Here is a 16379-nt window from a genome sequence, read left to right on the forward strand (position 1 = left end):
CGTCCTATCCGGTCAGCAGAAATTCAGCCAGCGGTTCGTAATCCGCGCCGTCGCCCGTGAGGTGCGAACGATAGAGCGTCACCGTATCCGCCAGTTCGGTCGGCAAGGAATAGGGCGCGTTCAGCGACAGAAACGCGGCCAGCCCCCGCTCGTCCTTGGTGGTCATCACCTTGCCGAAGCGCGCGAGCGTCACATGCGGGCGAAAGCGCCGCCGCTCCATCTCGATCCCGGCGTCCATCGCGATCCGGCGCACCCGGTCCTGCAACGTCACCAGCGCCTGCGTGGGGGCGGCATCCATGACCAGAAGGTTGGGCTTCTTGCCGCCCATGATGTCGATGCCGGTGAGTGTCAGCTCGATCGGCGCATCCGGCAGGTCGGCCAGCCGCGCCGCCAGATCCTGCGCCTTCTGCGGGTCGATCTCGCCCAGAAACGCCAGCGTCAGGTGCAGGTTGTCCTCGTCCACCAGCCGCCCCACGGACAGCCCGGCCTGAAGCCGCGTCAACGGGCGGCGGATCGCCTCGGGCAGGTCCAAAGCGACGAAGGCGCGCATCAGCCCTGTATCCGCGCCGACAGCCTGAGCGCGTGGGACGGATCGTCCGCCGCCACCGGCATCACCGGGTCATAGGCCGCGCGGATCAGGTCCGCGATTTCGGGCCGCAGCATCGTCACCCCGCTCTCGGGGTGCTTGGCGAGCGGCGAGGTCTCGGCGAACGCGCCCTCGCCCCATGTCAGCATGATCTGCGCGGCCTGCATCAGCCCGATGGTGTCGGCGGGCAGCTTCTCCATCCCGCCGCCCATGCGGACAAAGGCGAAAGCGGCCTTGATCGCCCCCGCCTCGTCAAAGCGGAAGGTCCGGTATTGCACCGCGTCGGCCTTGGCGAGCTTGGACACGATCCGGTCGATGTCGGGGATCATCTTGTCGAGGTTGGGCACCCCCGACAGTTCCGACCAGTCGCGCAGGAAGAAGAGCATCAGGTTCGTGCCGATCTCCATGTCCGTCTCGGCCATGGGGTGCCCGGCAAAGGTGGTCACCGCCTCGATACAGCCCTTCAGCATCCTGAGCGTCTCGTCCTCGACGCCGAACACCACGGGCGCGATGGGACGACCCCAGCGCGCGAAACTGTAGCGCCCCTGTCGGGTGAAAAGGCTCTCGATCTCGTCCGGTGTCATGGCAGCACTCCTCACCGGGCGGGATACCCGCTCACATGGCGAATGCCAACTACCGGGCCCCGATCTCTTGGATGGCAGCGGGGAGTGGGCCGTCGGTGTCTCCGTAAATCTCGGCGTCCATATTCTCGTTCGCGATGCCGATCACGATCCGGTCGCCCGCGTCCGACACCGCGACCACCACGTAATTCGTTTCGCATTCCAGCTTTTCGCAGGCGCGTGCCACGATCCAGCCGTCCTGCATTTCGAACGGTCCGCCCAGTTCGGCATTCTTTTCGGCCAGCGCCACCATGTCGGGCGGCATCATGTTGGCCAAGTGCCCCTGAAGCTCGCCCGCGCCGAAGAAGTCGAAGGCATAACGGTCGAGCCAGAAGGCGCCCGCCTCGCCCGGGGTCCAGCCGACCGGCTCCGGGCCTTCCTGCACCCGGCTGATCGCCTCGCCGTCATAGATGAACGACACCGGCCCCGCGCCCACGTCCGCCGACGGGATCGTGACCTTGGCGCCCGCCGGCACTTCGGTCATCTCGAACCCTTCCGCGCAGGTGCCGAAAACCTCGGAAAACGCCACGCCCTCGTCCGAGAGCTTGGCCCAGACGTATTCGGTGGCACAGGCATTCCCGCCTTGCGAGACGGACACGAGCAGCCAGTCGTGAAGCGCCGCTTCGATGAAAGCGTAGTAGGGGTTCGATGGCAGTTCGATCACGTCGCCTTGGAACATCAGGCCCTTTTCCATTTCGCCCAGCGGGGCGATCTCGACCTCCCCGAACCGGGTGTCCATCGCCGCGAGCGGTGCCGCAATCAGGGCCATCAGCCCGGCGAGTATCCAACGCATGTCCTGTCTCCTCACATGGCGCACCGTCCGGCGCGCTGCCGCATCAACGCCGCTGGACCGCGAAGGGTTCAATCGCATGCGCCGGTCCCTCTTCTCTGGTCCGAAAATACCTCGGGGGAGTTTGAGGGGGCAGCGCCCCCTCATGTGAAGGATGCGGAGTTTGAGGGGGCAGCGCCCCCTCATTCCACTAAACAATCGCGGCGGCGCAGCCGACGCGCGGGTCGAACGGGCGCAAGCCCGGGCGAAACCGATCACCGCGCACCCGGATCACGCAAGGACCGCCGCATGATCTTGCCCGTCGCGGTCATCGGCAGATCGTCGACGAATTCCACGATCCGCGGCGCCACGTGGGGCGACACCTTTTCGCGCACCCGCTGGATGAGCCGTTCGGCCAACCCCTCGGTCGCCGCCCCGTCCCTGAGCACCACATAGGCCTTCACCACCTCGCCCCGCGTCTCGTCCGGCACGCCGACGGCGGCGGCCATCACCACGTCGGGGTGGCCCGTCAGACAGGTCTCGATCTCGGTCGGCCCGATGCGGTAGCCGGCCGAGGTGATGACGTCATCGTCGCGGCTGACATAGGTGAAATACCCGTCGTCGTCGCAGACCCCCAGATCGCCCGTGCGCATCCAGTCGCCCGTGAACTTGGCGGCGGTCTTCTCCGGCAGGTTCCAGTAGCCCAGAAACATCACCGGATCGGGCCGCTTCACCGCGATCTCGCCCACCGTGCCCGGCGCCACAACCTGCCCCTCGGCGTCGATCACCGCGACCTCGTGCCCCGGCACCGCCTGCCCCATGCTGCAGGGCTTCACCGCCATCGACCCGGCGCAGGAGGCGAGCACAAGATTGCACTCGGTCTGGCCGTAAAACTCGTTGATCGTCACCCCGAGCGCGTCTTGCGCCCAAGCCAGCAAATCGGCCCCCAGCGCCTCGCCCCCCGACCCGATGGTGCGTATGTCTACGTCCTCCGGCACCTCGGCCTGCCGCATCAGTTTCAGGGCGGTCGGCGGCAGGAACAAATTTCGCACCCGCTGGTCCGCGATCAGCCGATACGCCGCGTCCGCGTCGAACTTGCGCATCCGGCAGGACACAAGCCGGACACCGTGATAAAGGCACGGCATCGCCATATCCATGAGGCCCCCGATCCACGCCCAGTCAGCGGGCGTCCAGCCCACGTCGCCGGGCTGCGGAAACCCCTCGTGATGCAATTCGACGGACGGGAGATGGCCGATCAGGAACCGATGGGCATGAAGCGCGCCCTTGGGCGGCCCCGTTGTGCCGGAGGTGTAGATGATGACCGCCGGATCCTCGGCCCCCACCGGCACGGGATCGACCGGGGTCGCCGCCTCGACCTCACCCCAGAAGTCGCGCCCCGTGCCGCCGCCCACGACGAACACCTCGGCCAGATCTGGCAGTTCACCCCGGACCGCGGCAAGCTTTTCGGCCCCCGCCGTATCCGTGACCACCGCCTTCGTCCCGCTATCGGCGAGCCGGAAGGCCAGCGCATCGGGACCGAAAAGCGAAAACAGCGGGATCGAGATACCGCCCCGCTTCCACGTCGCGAGGTGCGCGATCAGGGTTTCGGGCGACTGGCCCAGAAGCACGCCGACCCGGTCCCCCCGCCCGACGCCCGCATCGGCGAAGGCCCCGGCCAGCCGGTCGGAGGCGTCTTTCAGCTCGCCGAAGGTCCAGTCGCGCGTCTCACGCCCCACATGGGTCACCGCCACGCGCCCGGGTTCGTCGCGCGCCCAGCTGTCGCAGCAGGCGTCGGCCATGTTGAACCCGTCGGGCACGGTCCAGCGGAACGCGCGCCTGAGCGCCGCCCAATCGCCCGGACCCTCGACGACCCGCCGGTTCATTTCGCGTAGACGGACAGCGTGTGAAGCCCAGCAAGCCCCACTTCGAGAAGCCTGAGCGCCGGAAGCGATATCCGGCTCCCGGCCGTGGTCGGCCCGTCGATCGGCCTGAGTTCGAGGTTCACCGACTTGCCGTTCGCGGCCTCGACCCGGCCTTGCGTCACCGACGAGACCAGCGGCGTGTCCATCCAGATCCCCGGATCGGTCGGGCTGCCCAGCGTCGCGACCGTGGTGCCCAGCGACCGCTCGCCCGCCGGCTCCGGCGTCGCGACCGCCGCCGCGCGCTCTTCGTCCGTCGTGGTGTCGAACGCATCCTCGGTCCGCGCATCGGCGGGCGGCGCGACGGTGGTGACCGTCGACCCCTCGGGTTTCACATTCGCGGCAGGTTGCAGAAAGGCCGGGCCGTTCGCACAGCCTGCAAGCCCAAGAAAACCAATGAGAACCAGTCGTTTCATGGGCCGAGCATACGACCAAGGCACTGGCAGGCCAAGCGCCGATACCGCTTGCCCCGACCGCTGCGCGCTCTTACGTTCACGGTATGGCAGATGCACCTCTCATCGACCCGTTCATGCGTCCGATCACCTACCTCAGGCTGTCGGTGACGGACCGCTGCGATTTCCGCTGCACCTATTGCATGGCCGAGAACATGACGTTCCTGCCGAAAAAGGAACTCTTGACGCTCGAGGAACTCGACCGCGTCTCGACGGCCTTCATCGGCCTCGGCGTGCGCAAGCTGCGCATCACGGGGGGCGAGCCGCTCGTGCGGCGCGACATCATGGATTACTTCCGCGCCATGTCACGACACCTGACATCCGGCGCGCTCGACGAACTCACGCTCACCACCAACGGCTCGCAACTCGAACGGTTCGCGGGCGAACTGGCGGATGCGGGCGTGCGCCGCGTGAACATCTCGCTGGACAGCCTCGACCCGCAGAAATTCGCCGACATCACCCGGCGCGGCGACCTGTCGAAGGTGATCCGCGGAATCGACGCGGCGCAGGAGGCGGGGCTTCGCATCAAGATCAACGCGGTGGCGCTGAAGAACTTCAACGATGTCGAACTTTTCGAGCTGACCGAATGGTGCGCCCGCCGCGACATGGACCTGACGTGGATCGAGGTCATGCCGATGGGCGACATCGGCAACGAAAACCGGCTCGACCAATACTGGCCCCTCACCGACCTGCGCGAGCGTCTTGAAGAGCGGTACACGGTGACCCCGCTCGCCGAACGCTCCGGCGGCCCGGCGCGCTACGTGCGGCTTGAGGAAACCGGACAAAAGATCGGCTTCATCACGCCGCTCACGCATAATTTCTGCGAAAGCTGCAACCGGGTGCGCATGACCTGCACCGGCGAACTTTATATGTGTCTGGGGCAAGAGGACCGCGCCGACCTGCGCCAGCCGCTGCGCGATCACCCCGACACCGACGAACCGCTGGTCGCCGCGATCCGCGAAGCGATCACGCGCAAGCCAAAGGGCCACGACTTCGACTATTCCCGTCAGCGCGCGGATGGTCAGGTCTCGCGCCACATGAGCCATACCGGGGGCTAAGAGAACCGAGCCTTTCGCTTCGGAGCCGCCGTCGCCTGAGACCAGGGGGACGGAGACGGGCGGGACGATCCACCGAAATCGACGAGGGGCCCCGGCTTGCCGGGGATACGTCTATTTCGGTTGAGCGGCACGACCGGCTCTGTCATCGCAGGATCAGGCGACCGCGGATACGCAAGCGAAAGGTCTTTCGCTTTGGTGAGCCGGAGCCACCCTACTCCAGAATAGAGCGTGCGGCGTCAGCCGCACTCAATCCAACACCGCCACGCAGCCCTCACGCCGCCGGCATCCGCCGTTCCACGATCTCGGCCCACCAGCTGCACCCCGCCGGGATCGCTTCGTCGTTGAAGTTGTATTCCGGGTGATGCACCGGCGCCGTGTCGCCGTTGCCCACGAGGATATAGGCCCCCGGCCGCGCCTCGAGCATATAGGCGAAGTCCTCGCCGCCCATGATCGGGTCGGCCTCGGCGGTCTCCTGCCCCGTCACCGCCTGCGCCACTTCGGCGGCGAAGGCAGTCTGTTCCTCGGAATTCACCATGACCGGATAGCCCGGCAGGTAGGTGAACTCGGCCCGCGCACCGAATCCGCTGGCGATCCCCTCGGCCAGAGCCTTCACCCGCTCCGGCGCGGCCTCGCGCACGTCGGCGTCATGGGTGCGGATCGTGCCTTTCATATGCACGCGCTGGGGGATGACGTTGTAACTGTCGCCCTCGGTCTGCATCGTCGTGACGCTCACCACCACATGCTTCACCGGGTCCACATTGCGGCTGGCGATGGTCTGGAGCGCGACGATCACATGGCTCGCCACCACCGTCGGGTCCACGCCCTCATGCGGCTTGGCGGCATGTCCGCCCTTGCCTTCGATCGTCAGGTCGAACTGGTCGGTGGCGGCGAAGAACCCGCCTGCGCGGATTTGGAACTGCCCCACGGGAACGCCGGGCCAGTTGTGCATCCCGTAGACCTCCTGAATACCCCAGCGGTCCATCATCCCGTCTTCGACCATCTCGCGACCGCCACCGCCGCCCTCTTCGGCGGGCTGGAAGATCACGACGCAGGTGCCGTCGAAATTGCGCGTCTCGGCCAGATATTGCGCCGCCCCCAGCAGCATCGAGGTGTGCCCGTCATGACCGCAGGCATGCATCTTGCCGTCCGTGCCAGAGGCATAGGGCAGCCCGGTCGCCTCCTTGATCGGCAGGGCATCCATGTCGGCGCGCAGCCCGATGACCTTGCCCGCCGTGTCGCTTTTGCCCTTGATGACGCCCACGACCCCGGTGCGCCCGATCCCTTCGACCACCTCGTCGCAGCCGAAGGCGCGGAGTTTCTCGGCCACGAGCGCGGCGGTGCGGTGGGTGTCGAACAGAAGTTCGGGATTGGCGTGGATGTCCTGCCGCCACGCGGTGATGTCACCGTGCAGTTCGGCGAAGCGGTTCTTGATGGGCATGAAGCTCTCCTTTGCCCGGAATCTGTGCCCGGACCCTCGGACAGTCAAGCGGCCTCAGTCCTCGAAAAGCGAGCCTTGTCCGGGACCGCGCGGGGCCTCCAGCCCCAGATGCCGCCAAGCCAGATGGCCCAGCATCCGCCCGCGCGGGGTGCGCTGGATCAGGCCCTGTTGAAGCAGATACGGCTCGATCACCTCTTCCAGAGCGTCCCGGCTTTCCGACAGCGCCGCCGCCAGCGTTTCGATGCCCACCGGTCCGCCGCCATAGTGCTCGGCCATCAGAGTGAGATACCGTCGGTCGGCCCCGTCCAGACCCAGATGATCGACCCCGAGCCGCGTCAGGGCATTGTCCGCAATCGCCCGCGTAATGCGCCCGTCGCCCTCGACCACGGCGAAGTCCACGACCCGGCGCAAAAGCCGCCCGGCGATGCGCGGCGTGCCGCGTGCGCGCTTGGCGATCTCCAATGCGCCGTCTTCATCGGCGGGTGCGCCCAGCTTGATCGCGTTTTTGGTCACGATGCTGTGGAGTTCTTCGACCGTGTAGAATTGCAGCCGCGTCGGAATGCCGAAGCGGTCGCGCAATGGCGTGGTCAGCAGGCCCAACCGTGTGGTCGCGCCGACCAGCGTGAAAGGCTGCAATTCGATCCGCACAGTGCGCGCGGCCGGCCCTTCCCCGATCACGAGGTCCAGTTCGAAGTCCTCGAGCGCCGGGTAAAGCACCTCTTCCACCACCGGGTTCAGACGGTGAATCTCGTCGATGAACAGCACATCGCGCGCTTCGAGGTTGGTCAGGATCGCCGCCAGATCGCCCGCTTTCGCCAGCACCGGGCCGGAGGTCATGCGGAAATTCACGCCCAGTTCGCGCGCCATGATCTGCGCCAGCGTGGTCTTGCCCAGACCGGGCGGGCCGTGGAACAGCGCGTGATCCATCGCCTCGCCCCGCCGCCGCGCGCTTTCGATGAACACGCTCAGGTTCGCGCGCGCCTCCGCCTGCCCGATGAAATCGGCGAGCGTCTGGGGCCGCAGGGCGCGGTCGAAGTCTTCCGCCATCGGTGCGGGCCGCAGGGTGGGATCAGGCTCGGTCATGCTCCTCGCACGCTTTCAGAGGCTCGTCGCCGCGAAGACAGCCCAAGGCTGGATGAGCAGCACATTCTCCCTACCCCTTCGGCGCGAGCAGCTTCAAGGCCGCGCGGATCAGCCCCGCCGTGTCGAGGTCAGGATCGTCGCCCAGAGCGGTGGCCACCGCACTCGCCGCCTCACCCGGCCCGTAGCCGAGGTTCGCGAGCGCCGACAAAGCCTCAGGCTGGGCCATGTTCGCGGGCTTTGCAGCCGTTTTGGGCGCCGCCGCGACCGGCGCGGTATCGCTTTCGATCAGCACGTCCTCGGGCGCGGCCACAGCCGCCCCCGCGCCCATCGCCATGATCGTCGGCGCCTTGTCTTTCAATTCGTTCACGACACGCTGCGCCGTCTTCGGCCCCAGCCCCTTGGCCGCTTTGACCGCGTTCCAATCGCCCAAGGCAATCGCCCGGCTCACACCGTCCGCACCAAGCGTGCCGAGGATCGCGGTCGCGGCCTTGGCCCCGATGCCCTGCACCGTCATCAGAAGCCGGAACCACTCTTTCTCGACCAGCGAGGTGAAGCCGTGCAACTGCATCAGGTCTTCGCGCACGATCATGTCGGTATAGAGCGCCACCGCCTCGCCCGGCCCCGGCAGGCCGGCGAGCGTGCGGTCCGAGACGTGGACGATATAGCCGACGCCGCGCACGTCGATGAGCACGTGATCGTCGCCCTTGTAGTCGATCCGGCCCGACAGCTTCCCGATCATGCCCGCACCCGTCCCACGGCCTGCGCGAGCCGGTCGCCCGCCCGCGCATGATGGGCATGGCAAAGCGCGATGGCCAGTGCATCCGCCGCATCCGGCCCCGCGATCTCGACCCCCGGCAATTGCAGGCGCACCATATGGTCGATCTGGCGCTTGTCGGCATGGCCCACGCCCACGACGGTCTTCTTGATCGTGTTGGGCGCGTATTCCCCGACCGACAGGCCCGCGCGCGCCGGGACCAGCATCGCGATCCCGCGCGCCTGACCCAGTTTCAGCGTGCCCGCGCCATCCTTGTTTACGAAGGTCTGTTCCACCGCCGCCGTGTCCGGGGCGAAGCGCGCGACCACGTCGGTGAGCGCGTCGAACAGGGCCAGAAGGCGGTCGGCCAGATCTTCGCCGGTCCCGTGACAGACGCCGTTCGCGATGTGCGAGATTCGGCTGCCGGATACGTCGATCACGCCCCAGCCGAGGTTTCTCAGCCCCGGGTCGATGCCCAATACCCGCATGTCGCCGCCCCTTTTGTTCTGCTTTTGACGAAAAATTAGCACGAAACGCGAACATCTGCCAAGGTCAATCCTTAGGGACCGCTCCTCGATTTGCGACCACGAGGGCGAAAAACGACACCCCGGAAATCGAAACCGACGGTTTTGGCCACCCGGATTCCTCAAGTTATTTCAGGGCCTTAAATGATGCGTTAGCTATGCGGAAATGACAGCCTAGCCATGCAGAAACTGCATTTGTGCCGGCACGTGTTTCTCCCTATTTGCACCGGGTCGGGCGTAGATGTTTTCAAAATGCCCATAACTTATGCAAGGAGCGCCGAAATGGCTGTCAAAGTCGCCAACTACGAATTCGCCGGTCACGTTTCGCGCGTCGTCCGGTTCTTCTCCGATCTCGCCATCGAGGTTGAGCGTCGTCGTGCCCGCCGCATGACCCGCGCGATCCTCACCGGCCTGACGGATGCGCAGCTCACGGACATCGGGGTGAACCGCCTCGACGTGTTCCGTATGCGCTGACCCGCCACTCACGCGAACGAAAAGGGCCGCCCAACGGGGCGGCCACGAAGCGCCCCGCCTATTTCGGCGGGGCGTTTTGTTTTCATGGTCTACTCGGTGACCGGCAGCGCCACGAAGCGCGGGTCGCCGCCGCGCCGCACCAGAAGCAGCAAGGATTGCCGACCGCCATCACGGGCCGAGGCGATCCGTTCTTCCAGCTGAGCGATGGAGGTCAGCTGCTGTTGACCGGCCTCGGTGATGACGTCGCCTTCGATCAGGCCCTTGGCGGCGGCTTCGCTGTCGGCCTGCACCGCCGTCACGACGAGCCCTTGCGCCCCGGCGTCGAGCCCCAGTTCCTCGCGCAATTCGTCGGTCATTTCCGACAGGGTCATGCCGAGGATTGTCTGTTGCTGCACCTCGGGCGCGGGCGTGCTGTCGGTCGACGAGCCGCCTTCGTCATTGGCGAGGGCTTCCTCGCGCCGGCCGAGCACGACCTTCAGCGTCTGGGTCTGACCGTCGCGCAGGACCACGACGCGCACGGTTTCACCCACGCCGGAGTTGCCGACGATGCGCACGAGTTCGCGGGTGTTCGCGACCTCTTCGCCCGCGAAGCTCAGGATCAGGTCGCCCGCTTCCATGCCCGCATCCTTGGCCGGGCCGTCCGGCACATCGGTCACGAGCGCGCCGTTGGTGGAGGAAAGCCCCATCGCCTCGGCCACGTCGTCGCTCACGTCCTGAATGCGGACACCCAGCCAGCCGCGCCGCGTCTCGCCGAATTCCTTGAGCTGGTCGACCACCTTGGTCACCACGTTCGACGCCATGGCGAAACCGATGCCGATGGACCCGCCGTTGGGCGACAGGATCGCGGTGTTCACGCCGATCACCTGCCCGTCCATGTTGAACAGCGGCCCGCCCGAGTTGCCCCGGTTGATCGCCGCATCGGTCTGGAGGAAGTCATCATAGGTGCCCTGAAGCTCGCGCCCACGGGCCGAGATGATCCCGGCGGAAATCGAAAAGCCCTGACCCAGCGGGTTGCCCATCGCCATGACCCAGTCGCCGACGCGGATCGCTTCGGAATCGCCGAAGGGCACGAAGGGGAGCGGTTCGTCGGTCTCGACCTTCAAAAGCGCGATGTCGGTGTTCGGGTCGGTGCCGATCACGGTCGCATCCAGTTCGCCCCGGTTGCCGAAGAATTCGATCACGATCTCGTCCGCGCCCTCGATGACGTGGTTGTTGGTGACGATGTAGCCGTCCTCGGAAATCACGAAGCCCGATCCGAGAGCGGACGAACGCCGGGTGCGCGGCGGCTGCCCCTCGCCCTCGCGGTCGAGGAAGTCACGGAAGAAATCCTCGAACGGCGACCCCTCGGGCACCATCGGTTGCGGCCCGGTGTCCTGACTGACGACCGTGGCCGTGGTGATGTTCACAACCGAGGGGCTGACCTTTTCGGCGAGATCCGCGAAACTCGCGGGCCGGGTCTGGGCATGGGCCAGCGACGTGGCCGCCAGCACCATCGCCGCCATCAGGGCGAACAGGGTTGCGATCAGTTTGGGGTTCGGTCGGGTCTCTACCCTCGCCTGCGCTTTCACTGCAGTCTCCTCTGAAATCCTGTCGGACGTTTCGTTCATCTTTCCAGATAGGAGGCGCCAAGCGCAACGCAATCTTGACCACGGGCCGTCACGGCGGCGTGACATGGCCCACCCGCCCCGCTCAGCGATTGGCGAGCCAGACCAGCGCCACGCCAAAAGCAATGGCCACCAACCCCACGACCCGCCGCCTGTCGCGGCTCATCGTGGCGATGGTGGCCAGTATGTTTTCCAGGCGGCCCGGAAGCAGGGCGAAGATCAGGCCCTCGAACACGAGGGCGAGACCCAGGCCCAAAAACAGCCAGCTCATCCGTCGGCGGGCTGCTCTTGCGTCGCTTCGTCACCACCGGCCGAGTCGGTCGCGGTCGCATCCTCGTCGCCAAGCCCGGCACCGGGAACTTCGATCACGGGACCGGCATCGGCCGACCCGTCGGTCTCGGTTTCGACACGGGTGTCGTTCGGCGTGCCCGCGCTGCGCGCGATCTGGGCCGAGGTGTCGGACTTGAGGTAGTTGAAGAACTCGCTGTTGGGCGAAATGACGAGCGTGGAGTTTCCGCCCCGGATCGACCGCTCATAGGCGCTCATCGACCGGTAGAAGGCGAAGAATTCCGGATCGCGGCCAAAGGCTTCGGCATAGATCGCGTTGCGCTGCGCGTCGGCTTCACCGCGAATGATCTCGGCTTCACGCTGGGCTTCGGATGTGGTTTCGACCACGGTCCGGTCGGCTTGTGCGCGCAGACGCTGCGCCGCCTCGTTACCCCGTGCAATCTCGTCCGCCGCTTCCCGCTGACGCTCGGCCCGCATCCGTTCAAAGGTCGCCTCGAGGTTCTGATCCGGCAGGTCGGCGCGCTTGATGCGCACGTCGATGACACGGATACCCAGCGCGGCGGCCTCGTCGCGCGACTGGTCGCGGATCTGGTTCATGAGCGACACACGGTCGACCGACAGCACCGCGTCCGAGGGCACGCTACCCAGCACTTCGCGAAGCTCGGCGTTCAGGATGCGCTCAAGCCGCGAACGTGCGCCCGAGATGCCCGACGCGCCAACAGCACGGCGGAACTGGGTCGCATCCTCGATCCGCCAGCGCGCGAAGGCATCGACGACGAGACGACGATCATCCGCCGGCGTGACCTCGAGCGGCTCGGTGTCGAGCGGCAGGATACGGTCGTCGTATTTGGCGATCTCGTGCAGGACCGGCACTTTGAAATAAAGACCCGGCTCGCCGATCTCGGCCGTGACCTCACCGAACCACAGGCGCAGGGCCTTTTCGCGTTCGTCGACGATGTAATAGGAATTCAGGCCGATAAAGACGAGAACGGCGATGATCCCGAGAATGACGTAGGAACGACGCATCAGTTCGACCCTCCCGAAGTAGTGGTGTTGGTCGAGTTCCGGCGCAGCTCGTTCAGCGGCAGATAGGGCACGACCCCCTGCTCGCCGCCCACGGCATCGTCCATGATGATCTTGTCGACATCACCCAGAACCCGCTCCAGCGTTTCGATGTAAAGGCGGCGACGGGTCACTTCCGGCGCCTTCGCGTATTCGTTGTAGACCGCGATGAAGCGCGCGGCTTCACCTTCGGCCTCGTTCACGACGCGGGCGCGATAGGCCTCGGCCTGTTCCAGCGTCTGCGCCGCTTCACCACGGGCTTCCGCAACCACGCGGTTGGCATAGGCATCCGCCTGCGATTGAAGCGTGTCGCGGGTCTGTTCGGCGGCCTGCACTTCGCGGAAGCTGTCGATGACCTCGCGCGGCGGGTCGGCGCGGTCGAAGTTCACACGCACGATGTTCACGCCGGAGTTGTAGCTGTCGAGCGTCGACTGGATCAGCTCTTCCAGTTCCTGCGCGATGACGCCGCGATCCCGGTTCAGGATCGGCGCGAGCGAGGAGCGACCGATGATCTCGCGCATGGCCGATTCCGACACGGCGCGGATGGTGTTCACGGGATCGGCGAGGTTGAACACGAATTGCTCGACGTCACCGATGTTCCAGACCACCTGATAGTCGATGTCGACGATGTTCTCGTCACCCGTCAGCATCAGACCCTCGTCGAGGCCCACACCGATGTCTTCGGTGTTTTCGCGGGTGACGGGGTAGATTTCCTTGGTCACGACCGGCCAGGGCGCGAAGTTCAGACCTTCGGTGCCGACCTGATAGCGTTCGCCGAACAGAAGCTCGACCGACTGCTCCGAGGTGTCGACGCGGTAGAAGCTGGCGAACAGCCACAGCGCGACGGCAGCCAGAACGACGATCCCGATGGTGCCACGGGTGAACCGCGGGCCGGCCGGACCTTCGCCGCCGCCGTTGCCCCGGTTTGCACCGCCCTTGCCGCCCATGAGCACGCGAAGCTGTTCCTGCCCGCGCCGCATCAGGTCGTCTATTTCGGGGATGTTTCCGCCTTGCTGACCGGGCCGGCGATTGCCGCCGTTCTGCCCGTTGCGGTCGTCGCCGCCATTCGATCCGCCATTGCTGCCGCCACGGTTTCCACCGCCGCCGCCCCAGGGTCCGCCGCTATCGCTGGCCATATGTGTAGAGTCCTCCAGAAACTGTCCGCTCATAACTGGCGGCTGAATGCTTGTTTTTCAACCCGGATCACGGGTTCTCTATTGGGTTCAATCGCTCCGCGTGGGCGATTTCATCAGCACGATTTCCTCGGCCATGGTCGGGTGCACCGCCACGGCGGCGTCGAAATCGGCCTTGGTCGCCCCCATCTTTACCGCCACGGCGGCCAGCTGGATCATCTCGCCCGCCCCATCCGCGACGATATGGCACCCCAGAACCCGCTGGCTCTCCTGACTGACAACCAGTTTGAAGAGCGCCTTTTCCTGACGGTCGATGAAGCTTTTCTGCATCGGGCGGAAGGTCGCGGTGTAGACGTCGATCGGCTCCTGCGCGCGCGCGTCCTCTTCGGTCAGCCCGACTGTGCCGTATTCCGGCTGGGTGAAGACCGCCGAGGCGACCATTTCGTGATCCGGCTTGGTCGGGTTGCCCTTGAACACCGTCTCGACGAAAGCCGCGCCTTCGCGGATCGCGACCGGGGTGAGGTTGATGCGGTCGGTCACATCCCCGATGGCATAGATCGACGGCACGGCGGTCTGGGAATAGTCGTCCACGACGACCTCGCCCCGTTCCCCGATCTCGACCCCGAGGTCTTCGAGCCCAAGACCATCGGAATTGGGCTTGCGGCCCGTGGCCCACAAGACCTCGTCCACGACGACCTTGTGGTCGTCCGAGCCGATCACCCGGATGCGCCCGTCGTCACAGCGTTCGAGCGCGCGGGGACTGACGCCCACGCGCAGGTCGATCCCCTGCGCCAGCATGAGTTCCGCGATATGCCCGCGCACCTCGTCATCGAAGCCGCGCAGCACCTGCGGCCCCCGGTGCCATTGCGTCACATGGGTGCCCAGACCATTAAGAATGCAGGCGAATTCACAGGCGATATAGCCGCCGCCGACGATCAAGATCTTCTTCGGCAACCGGTCGAGGTTGAAGACCTCGTTCGAGGTGATCCCCATTTCCGCCCCCGGCAGATCAGGGATGAAGGGCCGGCCGCCGGTCGCCACGAGGATATGCTTGGCGGTGTAGCTCTGCCCGTTGGACAGCGCGACCGTATGCGCATCGGTCAGCGTGGCGCGCGCGTCGTAGATGTCGGTGCCGGGCCGCGCGAGGTTGGTGCGGTAGATGTTCTCGAGCCGGCTCAACTCGGCATGGAGGTTAGGGCGGAACTTCGACCAGTCGAAGGTGCCGTCGCCCATGTCCCAGCCCCAGTCGCGCGCCTCGCCGGTGGCCGGGCCGAACTTGGAGGCGAAGACCATCAGTTTCTTCGGCACACAGCCCCGGATCACGCAGGTTCCGCCCATGCGGAACTCCTCGGCCAGGGCCACCCTGGCCCCGCTCTCGGCCGCCACACGCCCCGCGCGCACCCCGCCGGAGCCGCCGCCGATCACGAAAAGGTCGTAGTCGAATGTGCTCATGGTCATCCCTTCCCAACCGTTCGATGCGGATATTCCACACAAATCCCGGGGATGCCAGCCGCCGCGACGCAGCGGAGGATCACGCCCGGGTGTGATACGCCAGACAGCGGAGCCGGCTTGCGCCGGCACAGGGTTTGCGCCGCCCCGCCTTCGGCAGGCCGTCGCGGTGAGGGGGACCAGTCCCCGTGGGCGCATTTGCAGGCAAATGCGCCCTTACCCCCTGAGGTTTCCCGAAACGGAGAAGAGGGAAGCCGCGCGCTTATGCCTTCTCTGTTTCAAAAAACCTCGGGAGAGCGCGAGAGGGCAGCGCCCTCTCGCCCGGGTCGGATTTCGCGCAAGCGGAATTCGAAATCAGATGTCGGAGAACAGGTTCTCGGTTTCGGCGAATTCGACGAGGCCCTCGTCATGCGTGCCTTCGTTGATGTCGATGACTTCGACGCGCCCATCCTGATGCCCGATGACGACCTTGTCGCAGATGTCGATGAACAGCCCGTTCTCGACCACGCCCGGGATCTGGTTCAGGACCATGGAGAGCTGGCGCGGGTTGCCGATGCGTTGCAGGTAGAGGTCGATGATGTGGTTGCCTTCGTCGGTGACGAAGGGGGCCTCGCCATTCATCCTGAGGGCGCTGGTCTGTCCCAGAACCTCGAGCGAGGCGAGCGTTTCTTCGATCAGGGCCTTCGAGGTCTGCCATCCGAACGGAATCACTTCGACCGGCAACGGGAACGAGCCGAGGTGTTCGACCTGTTTCGACGGATCGGTGATGACGATCATCTGGTCCGAGGCCGTCGCCACGATCTTTTCCTGAAGATGCGCGCCGCCCCCGCCCTTGATGAGGTTGAGGTCCATGTCGAATTCGTCCGCGCCGTCGATGGTGAGGTCGAGCCAGCGCGCCTCGTCCAGCGAGATCACGCGGATTCCGACCTGGCGCGCCAGTTCCGCGGTGCGGGTCGAGGTCGGGACACCGGCGATCCGGAGCCCCTCCTCACGCACGCGTTCTCCCAGACAGCGCACCATCCAGGCCGCCGTCGACCCGGTGCCCAGCCCCACGCGCATCCCGTCCTCGACGAAATCCACCGCACGCTTGGCGGCGACGAATTTGGCGGTGTCGATGGGCGAGAGGTTGGATGACATGGGCGGGTCCCTGCACTGCGTTCGCAGGC

At 66.0% G+C, this 16379-nt stretch carries 17 protein-coding genes; 2 read left to right on the forward strand and 15 right to left on the reverse strand.

All coding sequences use genetic code 11. The annotated features are described in order from the left end of the window. Positions 1–4 precede the first annotated feature (4 nt). The 5 genes from thpR to FCT00_RS17890 form a co-directional block, all read right to left on the reverse strand. Positions 5–550, reverse strand: a complete 546-nt coding sequence (gene thpR / locus FCT00_RS17870) for an RNA 2',3'-cyclic phosphodiesterase (protein WP_138424092.1) — start codon at positions 548–550, stop codon at positions 5–7. After that, positions 550–1170 (reverse strand): hypothetical protein, encoded by a 621-nt coding sequence (locus FCT00_RS17875; protein WP_138424093.1) that lies wholly within the window; start codon positions 1168–1170, stop codon positions 550–552. The genes thpR and FCT00_RS17875 overlap by 1 nt, the downstream gene beginning before the upstream one ends. 49 nt (positions 1171–1219) lie before the next feature. Then, positions 1220–1999: a hypothetical protein gene (locus FCT00_RS17880; RefSeq protein WP_138424094.1), complete on the reverse strand. Its 780-nt coding sequence runs from the start codon at positions 1997–1999 to the stop codon at positions 1220–1222. A gap of 251 nt (positions 2000–2250) precedes the next feature. Continuing rightward, positions 2251–3858 (reverse strand): AMP-binding protein, encoded by a 1608-nt coding sequence (locus FCT00_RS17885; protein ID WP_138424095.1) that lies wholly within the window; start codon positions 3856–3858, stop codon positions 2251–2253. Then, positions 3855–4310 carry a D-galactarate dehydratase gene (locus FCT00_RS17890; RefSeq protein ID WP_138424096.1) on the reverse strand — a complete coding sequence of 152 codons (456 nt, stop codon included), beginning with the start codon at positions 4308–4310 and terminating at the stop codon, positions 3855–3857. Before FCT00_RS17890 ends, FCT00_RS17885 begins: the two co-directional genes overlap by 4 nt. 83 nt (positions 4311–4393) lie before the next feature. Between FCT00_RS17890 and moaA the strand changes: the two genes are divergently transcribed. Continuing rightward, positions 4394–5404: a GTP 3',8-cyclase MoaA gene (gene moaA, locus FCT00_RS17895; RefSeq protein ID WP_138424097.1), complete on the forward strand. Its 1011-nt coding sequence runs from the start codon at positions 4394–4396 to the stop codon at positions 5402–5404. A gap of 271 nt (positions 5405–5675) precedes the next feature. Here moaA and FCT00_RS17900 read toward each other — a convergent pair whose 3' ends face one another. The 4 genes from FCT00_RS17900 to ruvC all read right to left on the reverse strand — a co-directional run bounded on the left by FCT00_RS17900 (position 5676) and on the right by ruvC (position 9167). Next, positions 5676–6842, reverse strand: coding sequence for a M20 aminoacylase family protein (locus FCT00_RS17900; RefSeq protein ID WP_138424098.1), 1167 nt, complete (start codon positions 6840–6842; stop codon positions 5676–5678). Between the two features lie 54 nt (positions 6843–6896). After that, positions 6897–7925, reverse strand: coding sequence for a Holliday junction branch migration DNA helicase RuvB (gene ruvB / locus FCT00_RS17905; RefSeq protein WP_138424099.1), 1029 nt, complete (start codon positions 7923–7925; stop codon positions 6897–6899). Positions 7926–7995: 70 nt separating this feature from the next. Further along, a complete protein-coding gene (gene ruvA, locus FCT00_RS17910; RefSeq protein WP_138424100.1) occupies positions 7996–8664 on the reverse strand; it encodes a Holliday junction branch migration protein RuvA in 669 nt (222 codons plus the stop codon). After that, positions 8661–9167 carry a crossover junction endodeoxyribonuclease RuvC gene (ruvC, locus tag FCT00_RS17915; protein WP_138424101.1) on the reverse strand — a complete coding sequence of 169 codons (507 nt, stop codon included), beginning with the start codon at positions 9165–9167 and terminating at the stop codon, positions 8661–8663. Before ruvC ends, ruvA begins: the two co-directional genes overlap by 4 nt. A 318-nt stretch (positions 9168–9485) precedes the next feature. Here ruvC and FCT00_RS17920 point away from each other — a divergent pair, with 318 nt between their 5' ends. Continuing rightward, positions 9486–9677, forward strand: a complete 192-nt coding sequence (locus FCT00_RS17920) for a DUF1127 domain-containing protein (protein ID WP_008329598.1) — start codon at positions 9486–9488, stop codon at positions 9675–9677. Positions 9678–9766: 89 nt separating this feature from the next. Here the strand turns inward: FCT00_RS17920 and FCT00_RS17925 are convergent, their stop codons facing one another. The 6 genes from FCT00_RS17925 to rpiA all read right to left on the reverse strand — a co-directional run bounded on the left by FCT00_RS17925 (position 9767) and on the right by rpiA (position 16350). After that, complete coding sequence (locus FCT00_RS17925) at positions 9767–11284, reverse strand: DegQ family serine endoprotease (protein WP_008329599.1); 1518 nt, start codon at positions 11282–11284, stop codon at positions 9767–9769. Between the two features lie 82 nt (positions 11285–11366). Then, positions 11367–11552, reverse strand: coding sequence for a DUF2065 domain-containing protein (locus tag FCT00_RS17930; protein WP_008329600.1), 186 nt, complete (start codon positions 11550–11552; stop codon positions 11367–11369). Further along, complete coding sequence (gene hflC, locus FCT00_RS17935; RefSeq protein WP_008329601.1) at positions 11549–12595, reverse strand: protease modulator HflC; 1047 nt, start codon at positions 12593–12595, stop codon at positions 11549–11551. The genes FCT00_RS17930 and hflC overlap by 4 nt, the downstream gene beginning before the upstream one ends. Beyond that, positions 12595–13767: an FtsH protease activity modulator HflK gene (hflK, locus tag FCT00_RS17940; protein WP_008329602.1), complete on the reverse strand. Its 1173-nt coding sequence runs from the start codon at positions 13765–13767 to the stop codon at positions 12595–12597. Before hflK ends, hflC begins: the two co-directional genes overlap by 1 nt. A gap of 87 nt (positions 13768–13854) precedes the next feature. After that, the gene (gor, locus tag FCT00_RS17945; protein ID WP_171043036.1) at positions 13855–15216 is read right to left on the reverse strand and encodes a glutathione-disulfide reductase; all 1362 of its coding nucleotides are present in this window, start codon (positions 15214–15216) and stop codon (positions 13855–13857) included. 351 nt (positions 15217–15567) lie between these two features. Next, on the reverse strand, positions 15568–16350 hold the full coding sequence (rpiA, locus tag FCT00_RS17950) for a ribose-5-phosphate isomerase RpiA (RefSeq protein ID WP_008329627.1): 783 nt from the start codon (positions 16348–16350) through the stop codon (positions 15568–15570). Between the last annotated feature and the right edge of the window lie 29 nt (positions 16351–16379).

The organism is Maritimibacter alexandrii (assembly GCF_005871115.1).
GTDB lineage: Bacteria > Pseudomonadota > Alphaproteobacteria > Rhodobacterales > Rhodobacteraceae > Maritimibacter > Maritimibacter alkaliphilus.